Source organism: Frigoribacterium sp. CFBP 13605 (assembly GCF_014839405.1).
In the GTDB taxonomy this organism is placed as follows: domain Bacteria; phylum Actinomycetota; class Actinomycetes; order Actinomycetales; family Microbacteriaceae; genus Frigoribacterium.
Genome location: NZ_JACYNS010000005.1, coordinates 52168 through 71052 on the forward strand (window position 1 = coordinate 52168; position 18885 = coordinate 71052).

Here is an 18885-nt window from a genome sequence, read left to right on the forward strand (position 1 = left end):
GGTCGCCCCCCTACAGCTTGATCTCGATGTTGACGTCGGCAGGCAGGTCGAGACGCATGAGCGAGTCGACGGCCTTCGGCGTCGGGTCGACGATGTCGATGAGGCGCTTGTGCGTGCGCTTCTCGAAGTGCTCGCGCGAGTCCTTGTACTTGTGGGGCGAACGGATCACGACGACCACGTTCTTCTCGGTCGGGAGCGGCACGGGGCCGACGACCGTAGCGCCCGCGCGGGTGACCGTGTCGACGATCTTGCGCGCGGAAGTGTCGATGACCTCGTGGTCGTACGACTTAAGTCGGATGCGGATCTTCTGTCCCGCCATGTGTGACTCTCTCTCGTTCGGACGTCGCGCACCTCGGGGGCCGCCTGACGCTGTTCGCTGGGCGAACATCTGTTGGCACTACGTGTCTCTCGCGTACCGCTGTTCTTGTGTCAATCCATCTGCCAAAACCGGCCGGTGCCCGCGAGGAAGGACCCGGGGAGGGCCATCTTCGCCACCGCCACCCGCACCCGGGGCTTCGCCTCGGCACACCGCGACCTGAGGTCACGGCGGTGGTTTCGTTGTGAGATGCGTCCTGCTACCCGCGGCCCAGACGCCTTGCGTCTGTGCACTGCCTGGCAGTGATCCGACACCCGGCGCAGAGGCCAGGCTCGAAATGTTGAACTAGACGATTTTGCCACACGCCTGCATTTGCTGCAACCCGGGCGTGTCGCGGATGTCAGACGGCTTCGACGACCGGTGCAGGCCGGAACCACGGCGGGTAGACGGCGACGCGCGGCGCCTCGGCTCCCAGCCCGGCGAGCGTCTCCTTCACGGCGTCGCGGACCTTGTCGTTCGGGACGCCGACGAGCGTCACCGAGGAGAAGGGCACGGAACCGGGCACGAGCACTTCTGGAGCGAGCAGGTCGGGGTCCTTGAGGCTGAACCGCCGCACCATCGGCGATGCGTCGTCGAGCCCTGCGGCCGCACGCATGCCCTCGACGGCCGCGTCACCCTCGGTCACGACGAAGTCGTCGCCGAGCGAGGCGACGGGAACGACGAGCATGACGAAATCGATGGCACGGGCCTCACGTGCCGCATCAGACCACTCGTAGCCCTCGGCTCCGGTACGGACGGCGTCCCAGGCGGTCGCATGAGGCGACAGGGAGAACGGCACGTGCGCGGCGACGGGCTGACCCGACGCGGTCGTGACGGAGGCGCGGAGGGCCCGCGTCGCCTCGGAGCTGACGTCGAGCACGGGAGTCGCGCCGGCCTGCAGCGCGCCGGCCTCGAGGATGCCGGGCAGGTTGGACACGTGCGTCCAGTGGTAGGCACGCTGGGTCGAGAACTCGGGGACGGGTGTGGCGGCCGCCTGCGCGGCCACGGCGACGGCGGCCGAGTCACGGGCGAGTGCGGGCGTGCTGCGCAGCGACTCGGGCTTGCGGTTGGAGGGGCGGCGGCGGGTGGTGACCGACCGTGCGGCGGTCGAGGGCATGCCGTCGGCGACGCCCTCGCGCTTGCGGGGAGCGCAGATGTCGCACAACTCTCGCTCGAATCCGTGGATGCACTCGTCAGTCACTGCAGTTGTTCCTCTCGGGCGACCCGAACGGGACGCGACCCTCTAGGTTACGTCACGACGCGCACCGTTCGCAGACCGTGGACCACCTCGGGTGTGCGACGGCTCAGCGGAACAGCAATGCCCGGACCTCGGATTCGGCCGCGTGCAGGCGGGCCGGATCGATGGTCTCCCCGTGCCGGTACGCATCCACCAGCCGGGGATCGACGTACGACGACTTCGCGATGGCCGGGGTGTTGCCGAGCACGGCGGCGGCGACCCGCATCGCCTGGGCGAGGGACTTCGACTGCCGGGAGGCCGACGCCTGCGGCCCGGAGCGGGCCAGGCTGACGGCGGCGGCGACGGTGCCGTGCAGGGTGCGGAAGTCCTTGGCGGTGAACTCGTCGCCGGCCCTCTCCTTGACGTAGTCGTTGATCTCGGTCGCTCGTAGCGGGTGCCAGGCCGCGCGCGCCTCCCCCGCTCCCCCGCCGTCGGCCTTCCAGGCGAGCAACCGGGCCCGCCCGCCCCGCCGCTTGAGGCTGCGGACGACGGCCGCGAGGTCGGCGTCGTGGATCTCGGAGTCCCAGTCCTGGCCGCTCTTGCCGGGGAACGCCAGCGACACCGTGTCGCCGGAGACGGTCGCGTGCGCGCAGAGCAGGGTCGACAACCCGTGGCTGCCGTGCTCCTGCGCGTAGCGCTCGGAGCCCACCCGGAGGGAGCCCGTGTCGAGCATGCGGAAGGCAGCGGCCAGGACCCGCTCACGGCCGGCCCCCTGGACGCGCAGGTCGTGCGTCACGAATCGGCGGGCGGTCGGCAGCGACTCGGCCAGGGCGAGTGCCCGGTCGAACTTGATGCGATCCTTCTGCTCACGCCACGTCGGGTGGTAGATGTACTGACGCCGACCCGCGGCGTCCACTCCCGTGGCCTGGATGTGGCCGTTCTCGTAAGGGGAGATCCAGACGTCGGTCCAGGCCGGTGGGATGGCGAGGTGCTCGATGCGGGCGCGCAGCTCGGCGTCGGCGACGGCGGTCCCGTCGGCCGTCCGGTACGAGAACCCTCGTCCTGCCCGGACCCGCGTCAGCCCGGGTCGGCTCGAATCGGTCCTCCGGAGGCGCGGCATCGGTCGAGTGAACACCGCGCGTCGTCGAGGGGCCTGGGCGGGGTACAGCGAAGCCCCCGCTCGACGGCGGGGGCATCGCTCACGCCCTACTGGTTGCCCAGCTTCTTGTCGGCCTGCTCCTTGGCCTGCTGGATCTTATTGGCGTGCTTGCCGCCGGTGGCCTTGTCGGCCGCGGAGGCGACCGCGTCGAGGATGTTGTCGCTGACACCCTCGGCCTTCTCGCTCTTGAGCGCCTCCTGGACCTTTCCGTCCTTGAGGAAGGCCTGGGCCTTCTTGGTGATGTCGTCGAAACCTGCCATGTCGTCCTCCCGTCGGCGCCGGTCCGTCCGACGTCTCCCCCATCGTGCCCTGCTGACGCGAAAGAGGCCAGGCCCCGAAGGGCCTGACCTCTCTCGTCAGATCAGCAGTTCTGTGTGAACAGGACTTACTTGTTGATCTTGGTGACCGTACCGGCACCGACCGTGCGACCACCCTCACGGATGGCGAAGCGCAGACCGGCTTCCATGGCGATCGGCTGGATCAGCTGGACGCTGATCTCGGTCGTGTCGCCGGGCATGACCATCTCGGTGCCCTCGGGCAGCGTGATGACACCCGTGACGTCGGTGGTGCGGAAGTAGAACTGCGGACGGTAGTTCGCGTAGAACGGGTTGTGACGCCCACCCTCGTCCTTCGACAGGATGTAGACGTTCGCCTCGAACTCGGTGTGCGGCGTGACCGAACCGGGCTTGACGACGACCTGGCCGCGCTCGACGTCCTCGCGCTTGGTGCCGCGGAGGAGGAGACCGGTGTTGTCGCCGGCCTGAGCCGAGTCGAGCAGCTTGCGGAACATCTCGATGCCGGTGACGGTGGTCTTGACGGTCGGGCGGATGCCGACGATCTCGACCTCTTCGTTGACGTTGAGCTGACCGCGCTCGACACGACCGGTGACGACGGTGCCACGACCGGTGATCGTGAAGACGTCCTCGATGGGCATGAGGAAGGGCTGGTCGGTGGCGCGAACGGGCTCGGGCACGTTCTCGTCGACGGCGTTCATCAGCTCGGCGACCGTCTCGGCCCACTTCTCGTCACCCTCGAGGGCCTTGAGAGCGGAGACCTGGACGATCGGGGCGTTGTCGCCGTCGAACTCCTGGCTCGAGAGGAGCTCGCGGACCTCGAGCTCGACGAGCTCCATGATCTCTTCGTCATCGACCATGTCGGCCTTGTTCAGCGCGACGACGATGTAGGGCACGCCGACCTGGCGGGCGAGCAGGACGTGCTCACGCGTCTGGGGCATGGGACCGTCGGTGGCGGCGACGACGAGGATCGCGCCGTCCATCTGAGCTGCACCGGTGATCATGTTCTTGACGTAGTCGGCGTGGCCGGGAGCGTCGACGTGAGCGTAGTGGCGCTTCTCGGTCTGGTACTCGACGTGCGAGATGTTGATCGTGATGCCGCGCTGCTTCTCTTCAGGCGAGTTGTCGATCTGGTCGAACGCCGACGCCGTGTTGAGGGTGGGGTACTTGTCGTGCAGGACCTTGGTGATCGCCGCGGTGAGCGTGGTCTTGCCGTGGTCGACGTGACCGATGGTTCCGATGTTGACGTGCGGCTTGGTCCGCTCGAACTTGGCCTTAGCCACTGTGGGTCCTCCTCAGGACTCGGTTGCAGTGCGGCCCGGGGGCCGGGTCGATGACCCGGCCTACCGGTCGCCCTGCGGATTGGTGTGTGTACATGTTACGCGGTCGTCGGACGACCACGCGGTTCAGGACTATTCGCCCTTGTTCTTCTGGATGATCTCTTCGGCGACGGCCGAGGGCACCTCTTGGTACGACTCGAACGTCATCGAGTAGACGGCCCGGCCCGAGGTCTTCGACCGCAGGTCTCCGACGTAACCGAACATCTCCGACAGCGGCACGCTGGCCCGAACGACCTTCACACCACTGGCGTCTTCCATCGACGAGATCTGCCCGCGTCGCGAGCTGAGGTCGCCGATGACGTCGCCCATGTATTCCTCGGGCGTACGGACCTCGACCGCCATGAGCGGCTCGAGGAGAACGGGCTGGGCCTTGCGAGCCGCCTCTTTGTAGGCGATCGACCCAGCGATCTTGAACGCCATCTCGGACGAGTCGACGTCGTGCGCCGCTCCGTCGAGCAGCAGCGCGCGGACGCCCACCGTCGGGTAGCCGGCGAGCACGCCGACCTGCATGGCGTCCTGGATGCCGGCATCGACCGAGGGGATGTACTCGCGGGGGATGCGGCCACCGGTGACCTTGTTGACGAACTCGTAGGTCGACTCGGCCGTGACCTCGAAGGGCTCGAGAGCGATCTGCACCTTGGCGAACTGACCCGAACCACCGGTCTGCTTCTTGTGGGTGTAGTCGTAGCGCTCGATGCCCTTCTTGAGGGTCTCGCGGTACGCGACCTGGGGCTTGCCCACGTTGGCCTCGACGTTGAACTCGCGCTTCATGCGGTCGACCAGGATGTCGAGGTGGAGCTCGCCCATGCCCTTGATGACCGTCTGGCCCGTCTCGGCGTTGAGCTCGACGCGGAACGTCGGGTCTTCTTCGGCGAGCTTCTGGATGGCCAGCGACAGCTTCTCTTGGTCGGCCTTGGTCTTCGGCTCGATCGCGACCTCGATGACGGGCTCGGGGAACGTCATCGACTCGAGGACGATCTGCTCGGACGGGTCGCAGAGGGTGTCACCCGTGGTGGTGAACTTGAGCCCGATGACGGCGTAGATGTGACCGGCGGTCACGCTGTCGACGGGGTTCTCCTTGTTCGAGTGCATCTGGAAGATCTTGCCGATGCGCTCTTTCTTGTCCTTGGTCGAGTTGATGACCTGGGCGCCGGACTCGATGGAGCCCGAGTAGACGCGGACGTAGGTGAGACGACCGAAGAAGGGGTGCACCGCGACCTTGAAGGCGAGAGCCGAGAAGGGCTCGGTCGACTCGGGCTTGCGGATGATGATCTTCTCGGCGTCGCGGACGTCGTGGCCCTCCATGGGAGGCACGTCGAGCGGCGAGGGCAGGTAGTCGATGACCGCGTCGAGCATGGGCTGCACGCCGCGGTTCTTGAAGGCCGAACCACAGAAGATCGGGTAGAGCTCGGAGTTGACCGTCATCTTGCGGACGGCGCCCTTGATCTCGGCGATCGTGAGCTCTTCGCCACCGAAGTACTTCTCGAGCAGCACGTCGTCGGACTCGGCGACGGTCTCGAGGAGCTTGGCGCGGTACTCCGCCGCCTTCTCCTTGAGGTCTTCGGGGATCTCTTCGATCTCGTACTTCGCACCCAGCTCGACGTCACCCTTGGCGTCACCACGCCACGTGAGGGCACGCATCTCGACCAGGTCGACGACGCCCTCGAAGGAGCTCTCGGCACCGATCGGGAGCTGCATCACCAGCGGCTTGGCGCCGAGGCGGTTGATGATCGTGTCGACCGTGAAGTAGAAGTCGGCGCCGAGCTTGTCCATCTTGTTGACGAAGCAGATGCGCGGCACGTCGTACTTGTCGGCCTGACGCCACACGGTCTCGGACTGGGGCTCGACGCCCTCTTTTCCGTCGAAGACGGCGACGGCACCGTCGAGCACGCGGAGCGAACGCTCGACCTCGACCGTGAAGTCGACGTGACCCGGGGTGTCGATGATGTTGATCTGGTTCTTGTTCCAGAAGCAGGTCGTCGCCGCCGAGGTGATCGTGATGCCACGCTCTTGCTCTTGCGCCATCCAGTCCATGGTGGCCGCACCGTCGTGCACCTCACCGATCTTGTGGGTGATGCCCGTGTAGTACAGGATGCGCTCGGTGGTGGTCGTCTTGCCAGCATCGATGTGCGCCATGATGCCGATGTTGCGGACCTTGTTCAGGTCGGTGAGCACGTCCTGTGCCACAGGTTCCTCCGAAGGGGTAGGTGGGGAAGTTGGGGGGACGAGGAGGTGCGGTGCGCGTCGTGCGCACACCGCGCCTCCTCGTGCCGGTTACCAGCGGTAGTGCGCGAAGGCCTTGTTCGACTCGGCCATCTTGTGAGTGTCTTCGCGACGCTTGACAGCGGCGCCCAGACCGTTCGACGCGTCGAGGATCTCGTTCATGAGACGCTCGGTCATCGTCTTCTCGCGACGGGCCTTGGCGTAGCTGGTGAGCCAGCGGAGGGCCAGGGTGTTGGCGCGGTGGGGCTTGACCTCGACGGGGACCTGGTAGGTCGAACCGCCGACGCGACGCGAGCGGACCTCGAGCGTGGGGCGCACGTTGTCGAGCGCCTTCTTCAGCGTGGCCACTGCATCTTGGTCGTTCTTGGCGGTGACGCCGGCGAGAGCACCGTAGACGATGCGCTCGGCCAGGCCCTTCTTGCCGTCGAGGAGGATCTTGTTGACGAGCTGGCTGACGATCGGCGCACCGTAGACCGGGTCGGCGACGACAGGGCGCTTGGGAGCGGGTCCTTTACGAGGCATTACTTCTTCTCTGCTTTCGCTCCGTAGCGGCTGCGGGCCTGCTTGCGGTTCTTGACGGCCTGGGTGTCGAGCGCGCCACGGACGATCTTGTAGCGCACGCCGGGGAGGTCTTTCACACGACCGCCGCGGACGAGCACCATCGAGTGCTCCTGCAGGTTGTGGCCCTCGCCGGGGATGTAGGCGGTGACCTCGGTGCCGTTGGAGAGCTTGACGCGGGCGACCTTGCGGAGCGCCGAGTTCGGCTTCTTGGGGGTGGTGGTGTACACACGGGTGCACACGCCACGCTGCTGGGGGTTGGCCTTCAGGGCGGGGGCCTTGGTCTTGACGACCTTCGGCGTGCGTCCCTTGCGGACCAGCTGCTGAATAGTTGGCACTGGTTCTCCTCATCGGATCTCGACGCTGCCCTTGCGAACACGCCGAGTCGCGCTGCTCTCGCATCGCTCTGCTCTGTCCGGCTGATCAGCCGGCATCCTCGTCTCGGTGATCGAGACGGTCTGCCCGTCTCGGCCGCGAGGTCGAGGGGGCTTTTATTCGGGCGCGCGGTCAGGCGCACACCCGAAAGAGCTTATCTTGAGGTAGGGCCTTAATCAAATGGTCGAGGGTCGGAACGCCCCGGGTCGATGCGCGACACCGCCAGCGTGCCCCCGACCACGAGCCCGGCGCAGACAGCCGAACCGATCACGAACGGCGACACGGCGTACCGGGCGGCGAACAGCAGCACCCAGACGAGCTCTTCTCGCACGAGGCCGTAGACGACTCCCCCGACGGCGAGCATCGACACGTAGACGAGCGCGGCCGTGAGGAGCGCGGCGACGAGGAGGTGCGGTGCGGGCCCGCGAGGGCCGGCCACCTCGTCACCGGTGACGGAGCGGGACCCACCCGCGCCGGCCGGGCGGGCGAACACGACGGGCTGGGCAGGGAACGTGCCCCGCACCTCCGGAGCCCTGTCGTCGCGGGCGTCGGAGAGCGCCGCCGACCGCAGCAGCGACAGCAGCACGACGAGCACGGCGGCGGCGACCATCAACGGGCCGAGCAGGGTGCCGGCGTCGGGTTCGTCGATGGGGTCGCGGTCGAGGAGCAGCGCCTCGAACCCCGCCACCATGATGACGAGCGCACCGAAGAGGACGGTGCCCATGACGGCGTAGACGGCTCGGGACATCCTCCGAGGCTACGCGCCCGCGGGGGTGCGGGGGCGCGCGGCTACTCGCCCGCGGCCGTGTCCGAGCTCGCGTCGTCGGCGCCCTCGGCCGTGGTGGCGGGGGTCTCGGCGGCCTGGTCGGCCTGGGTGGCGGCGGCGTCCTGGAGGACGTAGACGAGGCCGCCGACGGTCCACTGGTCGGGGACGCCGGTCGCGTCGCCGGCCTCGGAGCTGCCGGTGCTGGCGAACGTCGTCACGAGGAAGAGCCGCGACCCGCCCTGCAGCTTCGACAGGAAGTCGCGGGCCTGGGCGTAGCTGCCCTGGATGCTGACCGTGATCGGGATCGACGAGAAGTTCGTCGCGGTGACGAGCGGGTCGGTGACGAGCTCGGGTGCGGTGGGCGCGGCCGGGGCGGTGGCGGCCGGGGCGGTCCCGGCCGCGTCGGATGCCGCCGCGTCGGTCGCGGCGGGGGCGGCGACGTCCGTGGTCGTCGGCTCGTAGGCCGTCGCGTCGGACGAGGTGAACCCCGTCACGGTCGTGCCCGAGGCCCCGGCCAGCTGGTCGAGTTCGGTCAGGAACGACGACAGGGCGGCCTGGGACGGCACGGACGTGTCGAGCGTCGCCAGCTCGGACTTCAGGTCGGGGAGCTTGGCGTTGTCGGCCTCGAGGGTCGCGAGGCTCTCGCGCAGGGTCGCGTTCTGCGCCTCGACGCTCTGCTGTTGCGACTCGGCGGACGAAGCGGCGACGAGTTGCGGCTGCACGCCCACGAGGAATCCGAGGGCCAGCACCACGACGCCGGTCAGGGCGGCGGCGATCAGCATCATCCGGTTGCGGTCCATGGTCACTCGCCAGCCTTCTGGTCGAAGCGGCCCGAGAAGGCGTCCGCCGTGATGTGCATCGTGATGTCCGCCTTGTAGACGCCTTCCTCGAGGGTCACCGAGCCCGGCTGGGCGTCGGCGAAGCCGGGGAGGGTCGCGAGACCGTTGAGCCAGTCGGGCACGGACGGCAGGGTCGGGCTCGACGCCTGGAACGTGAGGGTCGCCACCCGCGAACCCTGCAACGGCGCCGTGGGCTGCGTGTACTGGACGAGCGGCGAGGCCTGGTCGAGCGAGACGCTGACGATGGTCACGCCGACGGGCAGGGTGCCCTGGACCTTCTCGAGGTAGGTCGGCCAGTCGATGTCGGTCGAACCGCCGACCTTCTGGGCGGCCTCGACCAGGTCGAGCTGCCCCTGCGTGGTCTTGAGGTCCGCGTACTTCGTCTGCGACATGAGCAGCGACTGGGTCTCGCCCTGGGCGGTCATCAACCCGTCCTCGGCCTGCATGCGTTGGAGGAACGCCGCACCCGATCCGATCCCGACCACGACGGCGACCACGACGACGCCGGCCCAGACCCGACGGGTCAGGGCGGCGGCGCGACGCTCCGCGCGGACCTCGGGAGGCAGCAGGTCGACGCGGGGCGCGCCTCCCACGGTGATGCCGGTGTCTTTGCCACGGGTTCTCATGCTGCGCTCCCCAGGGCCAGGCCGAGGGCCACGGTCAGGTCGGTCGACCGCGACCGCAGGGCGGCCTCGTCGAGGTTCTTCGCGAAGCCCACTGTCGCGAACGGGTCGGCGAGGGCAACCGGCAGGCGGGTGACCTCGCTGAGCGCCTCGGGCAGGCCCGGCAGGGCCGCTCCCCCGCCGGCGATCATGATGCCCGCGACGGTCTCGGTCGGGCGGGTGTTGACGTAGTACTGGATCGTGTTGCGCAGGCTGCCGAGCAGCTCGTTGACGGACTCGAAGATGGCGGACGACGCGGCCTGCTCGTCGGGCGTCGTGACGGTGGTGGCGAGGCCACGGCCGAACTTGATGCCCTCGGCGACCTGGGTCGAGACCTCGAGCTTCGTCGCGACGGCCTGCGTGACGTCGTCGCCTCCCGAGGGGATGATGCGGACGAACTGCGGGACCCCGTCGGCGATCATGATCACCGAGGTCGTGCTGTGACCGATCTCGACGAGTGCGACCGTGCCCGCGATGCGCGGGCGGGTGACGAGGAGGCGCGTGTTCGAGAACGGGATCAGGTCGACCCCCAGCGTGGTCAGGCCGGCGAGCTTGCTCGCCTGGACGTTGCCGAGGACGGCGTCCTTGACCGCCGCGATCAGCAGCCCGTGGACGACGGGACCGTTCTCGCCGAGCCCCTCGGCGTACGGGTAGAAGTCGAGCAGGGCGTCGGCGACCGGGACGGGCAGCATGTCCTGCACCTGGAACGGCAGCATCTCGCGGATGCGCTTGTGAGACGCCTTGGGCACGGTCATGTCGCGCGCGAGCACCCGCTGGTTGCCCATGCCCAGCACGACGCGCTTGCTCTTGAAGCCCCCGGCCGACCACAGCTGCTTGAGCGTGCCGGCCATGGTCTGCGACTCGATCACCTCTCCGCGGCTCGCCGCACCGTCGGGCAGGGACACCTCGCTGAACCGGACGATGGTCGGCTTGGCCTTGTCGACGTCGGCGACCTCGACCGCCCGCACGAAGCGGCTGCCGATGTCGATGCCCACGATGTTCTTGCCCATCAGTTCTGCTCTCTGTCAGCTCGCCCGGTCATGCCAGGCCGAGGAGGGTGAGGTACGCCGTGGCGACGGTGCCGCCGGCGAAGACGCCGACCCAGGCGCCCGCGAGCATCCAGGGGCCGAAGGGGATGCCACCGGTGCGTTCGACGCGTCGGGTGACCAGGAGGACGACGGCGTACAGGCCGCCGAGCAGGAACGCCGCGAAGGCGCCCACGGCGAACTCGCCCCAGCCGAGCCAGGCGAGGTACAGGCCGAGCACGCCGGCGAGCTTGACGTCGCCGAAGCCCATGCCACCCGGGTACGACAGGGCAGCGATCAGGTAGAAGGCGAAGAGGGAGGCCAGGCCGATGGCGGCGCGGACGAGCGCCGGCCAGTCCCCCACGAGGATGCTCGACGCCGCCAGGAGGACGCCCCCGACCGTGTAGGACGGCAGGACGATCGCGTCCGGTAGCCGGTGGTGTTCGAGGTCGATGACGGCGAGCGCGACGCTGACGCCGGCCAGCCAGAGGAAGGCGACGAGGGACAGGAGGCGCGCCACGAGCGGCAGCGCCTCGGTCGGCACGCCGACGAGCGGCCACAGGCGGGCGGCGACGAGCACGAAGAACAGGCCGGTGGCCAGCTCGACGATCGGGTACCGGGCCGAGATGGAGGTGCGGCAGTCACGGCACTTGCCGCCGAGGGCGAGCCAGCTGACCACGGGGACGTTGTCGCGTCGACGGATGGGCGTGCTGCAGCCCGGGCAGGCGCTCGCGGGTCGCGCGATCGAGATGCCCGCGGGCACGCGGTACACGACGACGTTGAGGAACGACCCGATGAGCAGACCGAAGCCACCCGCCACGAGGACGGCGGTGATCCAGGGGGCCGCGATCACGAGGCGGCCCCGGTCGACGTGAAGGCGGCCTTGACCTCGGTCTGCGTGGTGACGCCGTATGAGGTCGTCACCGGGCTGAGGAACTTCGGCGGCGCGAGGTAGCGCAGGCGCGCGTCGTAGGCGTAGGCCTTGATGTACCCGTTGGAGCCGCTCCGGACGACGCCGCGGTACGCCTGCGAGATCGACCCCTTGATGGTCAGCGTGCCCCGGTCGCCACCGCGCCCGTAGTTCTGCACGAGGAACGAGTGCTGGACCGAGATGATCGCCGCGTCGATCTCACGGTCACGGTCGCCGAGCATCGAACCGCCGAACGCGTTGACCGGATTGTGCACCCAGGTCACGCCGTCGGAGGCCAGGCCGAGGATGTTCGTGCTCGCGTTCGTGGACGCGTAGGTGAGGTCGCCCGTGACGTAGAGGTAGTTCTTGGCCGCGATGGTCAGCTGCCCCTGGAAGGTGCCCTTCACGAAGGCGTCTCCGCTGCGGGCGCCGTAGGCGCAGGCCCCGGAGCCCGGACCACCGGCCGTCGTCGCCGTCGGCACGGACTCGCCGGCCAGGGGGTAACCGACATGGTTGTTGGAGCACGAGGTCTGGGTGAGGTCGCCCGTGGAGGCCCACGCGTTGACGTTGGACTTGCCCATGCCCGACGCGGGCACGGGGATGTCCTGGACGTAGACCAGGTTGTTCACGGGCACGGTGATGGTCGCGCCCTCGGCCGAGCCGAGCTGGCCCTTCCCGGTGCCCGGCAGGCCGCACTCGGCCGGCGCGCTGCCCTCGGTGGCCTCGGCGTTGGCGAGCCGCGTCATCTTCGAGTACGGCGACTTGACGGTCATCTTGCCGTCCGCGGTGAAGACGATGTCGGTCGGCCCGGTGTAGAGGCAGCCGGGGCGCGGCACCTCGGTGGAGATGTCGGTGCGGGTCTCGCGCACCTTGTCGTTGTTGGTGTCGGGCATCTGCACGGTCGCCACCTGGCCGGGGACGCCCTTGTCGAAGGTCTGACCCGAGCACGCGCTGTTGTTCGAGTCGACCTTGGCGTATGTGCGGCCGACGGTCGGGTCGGCCGTGGTGACGACCTCCTTGAAGGTCGCCGAGCAGACGCGCATCGTGTCGTTGGAGTGCGCGGGACCGTAGATGGTGTCGCCACCGCTGAACGCGATCTCGCCGCAGTCGTCCCCCTGGGTGCGTCCCTCCCAGGCGTGCTTCGTGCAGTCCGCGTTGGTGCTGCGGGTGAGCGTGGGGTCCTGGGACTCGATGTCGGTGAAGTACAGGTAGTCGATGAAGCCCTTCTGGCGCAGGTCGGCGATGACCGACCGCGTGGCCGAACCGACCTTGCCCGTCGAGCGGATTCGCAGGGCACCCGACCCGACGTACTTCGAGTTGTCGACCTCGTAGCGGAACTGCGCGAGGTCGGCGCTGCCCGGCACCGAGGCCCACGAGCCCGAGGGGCCGGACCCGAACGCCTTGTTGGCCTGAGTGCCGGACGGCAGGGTCAGCTTGCTGGCGGTCGCCTTGCTGAACGGGGCGTCGGAGTCGCCGTACTGCTGGTAGCTGTTGTCGTTGGCGAGGCGGGACTGGTACTCCTCGACGCCGGCGTAGGCCGCGGCGAGGGCACCGTTGAAGTCCTGGTCGCCGTCGGCCTTCTTGAGCCCGCTCGTGGCCACGGTCAGGGCGGTGGCGGCCATGATGACGAGGACCATGCCGAAGATGAGGGTGATGGCCATGGCCATGCCGCTCTCGGCGGACGGGCCGGCCAGCCCGAGACGGGTGCGCAAGGAGGTCATGTGGTCGCCCCTCCGGCGAGGTTGGACAGCGAGACGGTGTTCTGCAGGGTGACCGCCTGGCTCGACATGGAGCTGGTCCGGTCGATGGTCAGCGAGATGGTCACCGCGGCGATGGAGGGCAGCTGCGTCGCCGTGAGCGCACCCGAGGCGTCGGGGGTCAGCGTCTTGCCCGTGAAGTCGAGGTAGGTGAACAGCGGCGAACCGCTGCTCGCGGCCGTGACGACGGTGCCCCCGAGGGCGCGCTTGGTCGCCGTCGAGGTGAACTGCCAGAAGTCGGTCTGGAGGGGCGTGGCCACGACGGTCGACGAACTGAGGGTGCGGTCGGCCTCGAGGCGGTAGGTCACGCGACGCGGCACCGTGGTCAGGGAGTCGGCGGTGTTGACGGCCGTCGTGAGGGTGAGGCTCTCGGTCGTCGCGAGCGTGAACGCCGACGCCTCGGTGCCCCCGGGCTGGGCGATCGTCCGGGCGGCTCGGATGGTCCGGCTGAGGTCGTTCAGCCCGTTCGAGGCGACCCGGGTGTTGGCGTCGATGAACCGGGCCTGGGCCGTGGCCTTCGTCAGCGAGACGAACGTCGTCGAGACGACGGTCAGGACGATGCCGAAGACCATGATGGCCACCAGGAGTTCGGCCAGGCTGATGCCGTCGTCACGGCGGGCCCGGGCGATCAGTCGCCGCAGCGCGATCACTTGGCAGGCCTCGGGTCGAGTGTGACGACGTTCGCCGTGCCACCGCTGCCGCCGAAGACGGCGCCGATGATGCTGCCGATCAACCCGCTGATGGTCAGCGACCGGAGGTTCGAGGTCGACGTGCCCGAGCTGATCGCCCAGGTGCCGTAGGGCAGCGCGATCGTCACCTCGTTGGCCGACGTCTTGTTCTTGACCGTGAAGGTGTAGGTCTGGGAGACGGCGCAGCCGGGGTCGCCGTTCAGCGCGGTGGTCGATCGGGCCTGGACGAGGGTGTCGCCGCTCGAGGCGAGCTTCACGGTCGTCACGCCCATCGGCAGCGGATAGGCCGCGGTCTTGTCCGACGCGGCGACGAAGGGCTGGCGCGTGGCCGTCTTGCCGGCGGCGTTGGCCGGCCACGCAGCAGGGTCGGGCGAGAGGCAGCTCCCGCCGGACGTGCCGGCGGGCAGGTAGGTGCCGGCGATCAACTGGTAGCCGGTCGTCAGGGGGAAGAGGTACGCGTCGCTCACCGGGCCGTTGAGCACGTACGGGTCGGGCCCGCCGAGGACGGTGGTCTTGAGGTCGTTCGGCAGGAGCACGGTGCCACCGGTGTAGTTCGAGGCGTAGCCGAGTTCGAAGTCGTCGCCGAGGTCGTAGGTGAACGAGACGCCGGCCGTGTCGCCCTTGACGACGACGGTGCCCGTCTTGACCGGTGCGGGCTGCTGCCGGGAGTCGCGGTACGGCGCGGCGTCGGCACGCGAGACGGTCACCTTGTAGGAGCCCTCCAGCACCTTGATGGCGACCGCGCAGCCGTCGGCGTTGGTCGCCCCGGGCTTGGAGCCCGAGGTCAGCGCCTTGCCGGGGGCGTTCGATCCGGTGTCGGGCTCGACCGTGACCACGACGCCCGGGACCGGGCCGCCCTTGGTGTCCTTGACGCCGATGACGATCGTGCCGGTGTCCTGGTCGTTGAGGCGGCTGTTGGGGGCCAGGATCGTGTCGCTGCGCACGGGAGCGGTCGTCTTCCGCATGCCCGACCAGGTCACCGCGACCTGGAGGCGCTTGTAGAACAGCGAACCGTTGCCCGACGACGCGGCCGGGGTGCAGGTGGCGTCCACGCCGGTGGTGGTTATCCAGGCGGCGGTCTGGACCACGGTGAAGGTGGTGCCGTTGACGACGGTCGTCGTCGTGCCCGAGGCGACCGCGATCACGTCGGTCATGGCGCGGGCGACGTCGACGGCCTGCGCGGCGAGGTTGGTGGCGACCTCACGGCTGCGGTTGTCGCTCGAGATCGTCAGCGTGGTGCCGACGGCGACGATCGAACCGACCGTGATGACCGCGAAGACCAGGAGGGCGACCACCACCTCGACGATCGACAGGCCGGCGTCGCGGGCCTCGGGGTCGAGGGGGCGGAGACGGGCGCTGAGGCGCTGGATCATGGTGGTTCACCTCCCGGTCGGGTCGAGGGCGTGGGTGTCCTCATGCAGCGAGGACGTTGGAAGAGGCGGGACGAGGGCCAAGCCGCCGTCCCGCCTCAGGGGGAGCCGGAAGGCTAGGAAATGGTGCAGGCCGTCTCGCTGACACCGGAGTTGCCGGTGGCGTAGAACTTCTTGCTGGTCGAGCTCGTCCCGATGATGCAGAAGGAGTCCGTGGACGACTTGCCGAACTTCAGCTCGGTCGTGTTGTCGCTGATCGTCGCACCAGCACCGGCCCAGTCGGGAGTCGTCGCCGTTCCCGCAGCAGGCTTTGCCGTCTGGGTGAAGGTGGCCGTGGCGGGGAGCGTGCTCGTCGCGTTCGTCTGCAGGCTGATGATGGCCGTCTTGAGGTTCGTGACGTCGCTCTTCACGGCCGAGTCCTTGGCGTTGTTCTGCACGCCGAGGTACACCGGGATGGCGATCGCGGCGAGGATGCCGATGATGATGACGACGACGAGGAGCTCGATCAGGGTGAAGCCCTTGTCCTTGTCTTCGGTGAGGTTCTGGCGGCGGGCGCTGAGCTTGCCCATGAGGGTGAAGTACATGTCGCTGGTCCTGTTCGATCGGGTGCGGGAGTGATGCCCGGTGAGGGGGTGAGGCGGTCACTGAGCTCCCGCCGAGATCGATGGTGCCACCTGGGAAAGTGCCCCAGAATCCCTTGGAAGGGGGGTTTTGGCCTGCGACACGGCCCCAGTTCGGGTATCCCCCGAAAGGCCGGAAATCGCTGGTCAACACCCGTTTGCGGGGTAGACCGCACGGTCGCCGGACGTCCGGGACGAGAAGGAGGCGCGAGCCGGCCTCGTGAGCCGGCCCGCGCCTCCTGCGGGGGTGCCTGGTGCGTTACTTGATCAGCGAGGTGATCTGGAAGATGGGCAGGTACAGCGCCACGATCATGCCGCCGACGACGACGCCGAGGAAGGCGATCAGGAGGGGCTCGATCAGGGCCGTCAGCGACTCGGTCGTCGACTTCACCTCTTGGTCGTAGAAGTCCGCGACCTTCTCGAGCATCGTCTGCAGCGAACCCGAGTCCTCACCGACCGAGATCATCTGCGTGACCATCGACGGGAAGACGCCCGACTCGGTCAGCGGGCCGGCGATGGACTCGCCCTGCCGCACCGACTCGGCCACCTTGACCAGCGCCTCCTCGAGCACGTAGTTGCCCGACACCTCGCCCACGATGCGCAGAGCCGTGAGGATGGGCACGCCGGCGCCGATCATGTTCGAGAAGTTGCGGCTGAACCGCGCGATCGCGATCTTCCGGAACAGTGCACCGAAGACGGGCAGCTTCAGCTTCAGCGGGTCGAGGAACGCCCGCACCTTGACCGAGTTCTTGTTCGTCCGCCACCAGATCGAGAACGCGATCCCCACGACGATGCCGGCCGGCACGACGTACGGCATCGCCCGCGACGCGTAGACGAGCATCATCGTCGGCAACGGCAGCTGACCGCCGAGGTTGGTGAACATGTCCTGGAAGATCGGGACGATGAACAGCAGCATGATGACGACCGCGACGAGCGACATGACGAGCACGACGACGGGGTAGGTCATGGCCGACTTGATCGTCGACCGCAGCGCCACCTCCTTCTCGAAGTTCTCGGCCGTCGACTCGAGCGCCTTGTCGAGGAACCCGCCGGTCTCGCCCGCCTTGATCATGTTGATCATCAGCGGAGGGAAGTCCTTGTCGTGCTTGCCGACCGCGTCGGAGAACGAGACGCCGGTCTCGACGTCGTCGCGCACCTCGGCCATGATCTTGGCCAGCCGCTTGTTGTCGACCTGGTCGGCGAGGATCGTCAGGGTGCGCAGCAGCGACAGCCCCGAACCGATCATGGTCGCCATCTGGCGCGACATGACCGCGATGTCCTTCATCTTGACCGCACGGTCGCCGAGCCCGGGGATCGACACCTCGCGCTGCAGGCCGGTGCCGGCACCCGCCTCGCTGATCGAGATCGGCTGCACGCCCATCGTGCGGAGGCGGGTGATGACCGCGCCCTCGCTCGACGCGTCGACCTTGCCCTTGACGACCTTGCCGGCCCCGTCACGCCCCTTGTAGGCGTAGGCGACTGCCCCGGCCATCAGGCGGCCCCGCCCGAGAACGAGTCGCCGAAGTCGATGCCGCTGTCGAGCCCCTGGCTCTCGGACTTGTTGATCACTCGCGTCACGAGGCGGTCGAACCCTTCACGGTCGTGCACCTTCTCCATCGCGGCCTTGTGCGTCACGACGCCGGTGTTCACCAGGTCGGCGAGCTTCTGGTCCATCGTGTGCATGCCGAGGTCGCGGCCCGCCTGCATCGACGACGCGATCTGGTACGTCTTGCCCTCGCGCACGAGGTTGCCGATGGCCGGGGTCATCATCATGATCTCGGTCGCCACGACCCGGCCGCGGCCGCTGGCCTTGGGCAGCAGCGTCTGGCAGACGACGCCCTGCAGCGTCGAGGCGAGCTGGGTGCGCACCTGGTCCTGCTGGTACGGCGGGAACACGTCGATGACGCGGTCGATGGTCTGCGCCGCGCTCTGCGTGTGCAGCGTCGCGAAGACGAGGTGGCCGGTCTCGGCGGCGGTCAGCGCGACCGAGATGGTCTCGAGGTCGCGGAGCTCGCCGATGAGGATGACGTCGGGGTCCTGCCGCAGCACGTGCTTGAGCGCCGCCGCGAAGCTGTGGGTGTCGTGCCCGACCTCTCGCTGGTTCACGAGCGACTTCTTGTGCTGGTGCATGAACTCGATCGGGTCCTCGACCGTCACGATGTGGTCGGCCCGCGTGCGGTTGACGAGGTCGATCAGCGCCGCGAGGGTCGTCGACTTGCCCGAACCCGTGGGGCCCGTGACGAGCACGAGACCGCGCGGGAGCTTGGCGAAGGTCGACACCGACTCGGGCACGCCCAGGTCGCCGAGCTGCTTGATCTCGGTGGGGATCAACCGGAAGGCCGCCCCCAACGAGCCGCGCTGCTGGTAGAAGTTCACGCGGAAACGCGACTCGTCCGAGAGCGAGTAGGCGAAGTCGAGCTCGAGCTCCTCGTCGAAGCGCTGCTGCTGCTCGGGCGTGAGCAGGCTCTCCAGCGCCGTGCGGACGATGGCCGCGTCCCAGACCGTACCGCCGGCGAGGGCGGGTCGGAGGTCGCCGTCGACGCGGATCGTGGGCATGGCGTCGGTGGTGACGTGGAGGTCGGAGGCGTTCTGCAGCACGACCTGGATCAGCGCCGAGACGAGCCCGGCGTGCGCGTGGTCGCGCGGGTGGCGGTGCAGCTCGATGCCGTGGAAGTCGGCCGCGTCCTCGGCCGTCGCGAGGACGGCGGTCGGCGCGTCGGCGGCGACGTGCTGCGGAGCCGGCGCGTCCCAGGGGGCCGTCGCGGTC

19 protein-coding genes are annotated in these 18885 nt (G+C 68.6%); all 19 read right to left on the minus strand.

Annotation, left to right across the window (positions count from 1 at the left end; translation table 11 throughout):
• Window positions 1–10: 10 nt before the first annotated feature.
• Entirely contained in the window at window positions 11–319 is a 309-nt protein-coding gene (gene rpsJ, locus IFT36_RS03150) for a 30S ribosomal protein S10 (RefSeq protein ID WP_043593369.1), read from the minus strand.
• A gap of 397 nt (window positions 320–716) precedes the next feature.
• Window positions 717–1556 (minus strand): DarT ssDNA thymidine ADP-ribosyltransferase family protein, encoded by an 840-nt coding sequence (locus IFT36_RS03155; RefSeq protein WP_200412387.1) that lies wholly within the window; start codon window positions 1554–1556, stop codon window positions 717–719.
• 103 nt (window positions 1557–1659) lie between these two features.
• A complete protein-coding gene (locus tag IFT36_RS03160) occupies window positions 1660–2652 on the minus strand; it encodes a DNA topoisomerase IB (protein WP_200412388.1) in 993 nt (330 codons plus the stop codon).
• Window positions 2653–2738: 86 nt separating this feature from the next.
• Window positions 2739–2951, minus strand: coding sequence for an Rv0909 family putative TA system antitoxin (locus IFT36_RS03165; RefSeq protein WP_200412389.1), 213 nt, complete (start codon window positions 2949–2951; stop codon window positions 2739–2741).
• A gap of 125 nt (window positions 2952–3076) precedes the next feature.
• The gene (gene tuf / locus IFT36_RS03170) at window positions 3077–4267 is read right to left on the minus strand and encodes an elongation factor Tu (RefSeq protein ID WP_043593375.1); all 1191 of its coding nucleotides are present in this window, start codon (window positions 4265–4267) and stop codon (window positions 3077–3079) included.
• A gap of 129 nt (window positions 4268–4396) precedes the next feature.
• Entirely contained in the window at window positions 4397–6511 is a 2115-nt protein-coding gene (gene fusA / locus IFT36_RS03175) for an elongation factor G (RefSeq protein ID WP_056043577.1), read from the minus strand.
• Window positions 6512–6598: 87 nt separating this feature from the next.
• Window positions 6599–7069: a 30S ribosomal protein S7 gene (rpsG, locus tag IFT36_RS03180; RefSeq protein WP_043593378.1), complete on the minus strand. Its 471-nt coding sequence runs from the start codon at window positions 7067–7069 to the stop codon at window positions 6599–6601.
• Complete coding sequence (rpsL, locus tag IFT36_RS03185; protein WP_056043579.1) at window positions 7069–7443, minus strand: 30S ribosomal protein S12; 375 nt, start codon at window positions 7441–7443, stop codon at window positions 7069–7071. The genes rpsG and rpsL overlap by 1 nt, the downstream gene beginning before the upstream one ends.
• Before the next feature lie 209 nt (window positions 7444–7652).
• Window positions 7653–8228, minus strand: a complete 576-nt coding sequence (locus tag IFT36_RS03190) for a DUF6121 family protein (RefSeq protein ID WP_056043581.1) — start codon at window positions 8226–8228, stop codon at window positions 7653–7655.
• 41 nt (window positions 8229–8269) lie between these two features.
• Entirely contained in the window at window positions 8270–9052 is a 783-nt protein-coding gene (locus IFT36_RS03195; protein WP_200412390.1) for a hypothetical protein, read from the minus strand.
• Window positions 9049–9711 (minus strand): hypothetical protein, encoded by a 663-nt coding sequence (locus tag IFT36_RS03200; RefSeq protein WP_200412391.1) that lies wholly within the window; start codon window positions 9709–9711, stop codon window positions 9049–9051. Before IFT36_RS03200 ends, IFT36_RS03195 begins: the two co-directional genes overlap by 4 nt.
• Window positions 9708–10757, minus strand: a complete 1050-nt coding sequence (gene pilM / locus IFT36_RS03205; protein WP_159827822.1) for a type IV pilus assembly protein PilM — start codon at window positions 10755–10757, stop codon at window positions 9708–9710. The genes IFT36_RS03200 and pilM overlap by 4 nt, the downstream gene beginning before the upstream one ends.
• Before the next feature lie 28 nt (window positions 10758–10785).
• Window positions 10786–11625, minus strand: coding sequence for a prepilin peptidase (locus IFT36_RS03210; protein WP_307785012.1), 840 nt, complete (start codon window positions 11623–11625; stop codon window positions 10786–10788).
• Window positions 11622–13403: a hypothetical protein gene (locus IFT36_RS03215; RefSeq protein ID WP_200412392.1), complete on the minus strand. Its 1782-nt coding sequence runs from the start codon at window positions 13401–13403 to the stop codon at window positions 11622–11624. The genes IFT36_RS03210 and IFT36_RS03215 overlap by 4 nt, the downstream gene beginning before the upstream one ends.
• On the minus strand, window positions 13400–14089 hold the full coding sequence (locus tag IFT36_RS03220) for a PulJ/GspJ family protein (RefSeq protein WP_200412393.1): 690 nt from the start codon (window positions 14087–14089) through the stop codon (window positions 13400–13402). The genes IFT36_RS03215 and IFT36_RS03220 overlap by 4 nt, the downstream gene beginning before the upstream one ends.
• The gene (locus IFT36_RS03225; RefSeq protein WP_200412394.1) at window positions 14086–15501 is read right to left on the minus strand and encodes a hypothetical protein; all 1416 of its coding nucleotides are present in this window, start codon (window positions 15499–15501) and stop codon (window positions 14086–14088) included. The genes IFT36_RS03220 and IFT36_RS03225 overlap by 4 nt, the downstream gene beginning before the upstream one ends.
• A gap of 113 nt (window positions 15502–15614) precedes the next feature.
• Window positions 15615–16082: a type II secretion system protein gene (locus tag IFT36_RS16855; protein ID WP_374058374.1), complete on the minus strand. Its 468-nt coding sequence runs from the start codon at window positions 16080–16082 to the stop codon at window positions 15615–15617.
• Between the two features lie 295 nt (window positions 16083–16377).
• A complete protein-coding gene (locus IFT36_RS03235) occupies window positions 16378–17610 on the minus strand; it encodes a type II secretion system F family protein (protein WP_056043602.1) in 1233 nt (410 codons plus the stop codon).
• Window positions 17610–18885, minus strand: a 1276-nt coding sequence (locus IFT36_RS03240; RefSeq protein WP_274598524.1) for a type IV pilus twitching motility protein PilT, incomplete at its 5' end; no start/stop codon positions are given. The genes IFT36_RS03240 and IFT36_RS03235, both read right to left, overlap by 1 nt.

Bases quoted from the DNA above. Each gene is read 5' to 3' on its own strand.
- rpsJ (WP_043593369.1), bottom strand. From the start codon at position 319: ATGGCGGGACAGAAGATCCGCATCCGACTTAAGTCGTACGACCACGAG.
- IFT36_RS03160 (WP_200412388.1), bottom strand. From the start codon at position 2,652: ATGCCGCGCCTCCGGAGGACCGATTCGAGCCGACCCGGGCTGACGCGG.
- IFT36_RS03165 (WP_200412389.1), bottom strand. From the start codon at position 2,951: ATGGCAGGTTTCGACGACATCACCAAGAAGGCCCAGGCCTTCCTCAAG.
- rpsG (WP_043593378.1), bottom strand. From the start codon at position 7,069: ATGCCTCGTAAAGGACCCGCTCCCAAGCGCCCTGTCGTCGCCGACCCG.
- IFT36_RS03190 (WP_056043581.1), bottom strand. From the start codon at position 8,228: ATGTCCCGAGCCGTCTACGCCGTCATGGGCACCGTCCTCTTCGGTGCG.
- IFT36_RS03200 (WP_200412391.1), bottom strand. From the start codon at position 9,711: ATGAGAACCCGTGGCAAAGACACCGGCATCACCGTGGGAGGCGCGCCC.
- pilM (WP_159827822.1), bottom strand. From the start codon at position 10,757: ATGGGCAAGAACATCGTGGGCATCGACATCGGCAGCCGCTTCGTGCGG.
- IFT36_RS03215 (WP_200412392.1), bottom strand. From the start codon at position 13,403: ATGACCTCCTTGCGCACCCGTCTCGGGCTGGCCGGCCCGTCCGCCGAG.
- IFT36_RS03225 (WP_200412394.1), bottom strand. From the start codon at position 15,501: ATGATCCAGCGCCTCAGCGCCCGTCTCCGCCCCCTCGACCCCGAGGCC.
- IFT36_RS16855 (WP_374058374.1), bottom strand. From the start codon at position 16,082: ATGTACTTCACCCTCATGGGCAAGCTCAGCGCCCGCCGCCAGAACCTC.
- IFT36_RS03235 (WP_056043602.1), bottom strand. From the start codon at position 17,610: ATGGCCGGGGCAGTCGCCTACGCCTACAAGGGGCGTGACGGGGCCGGC.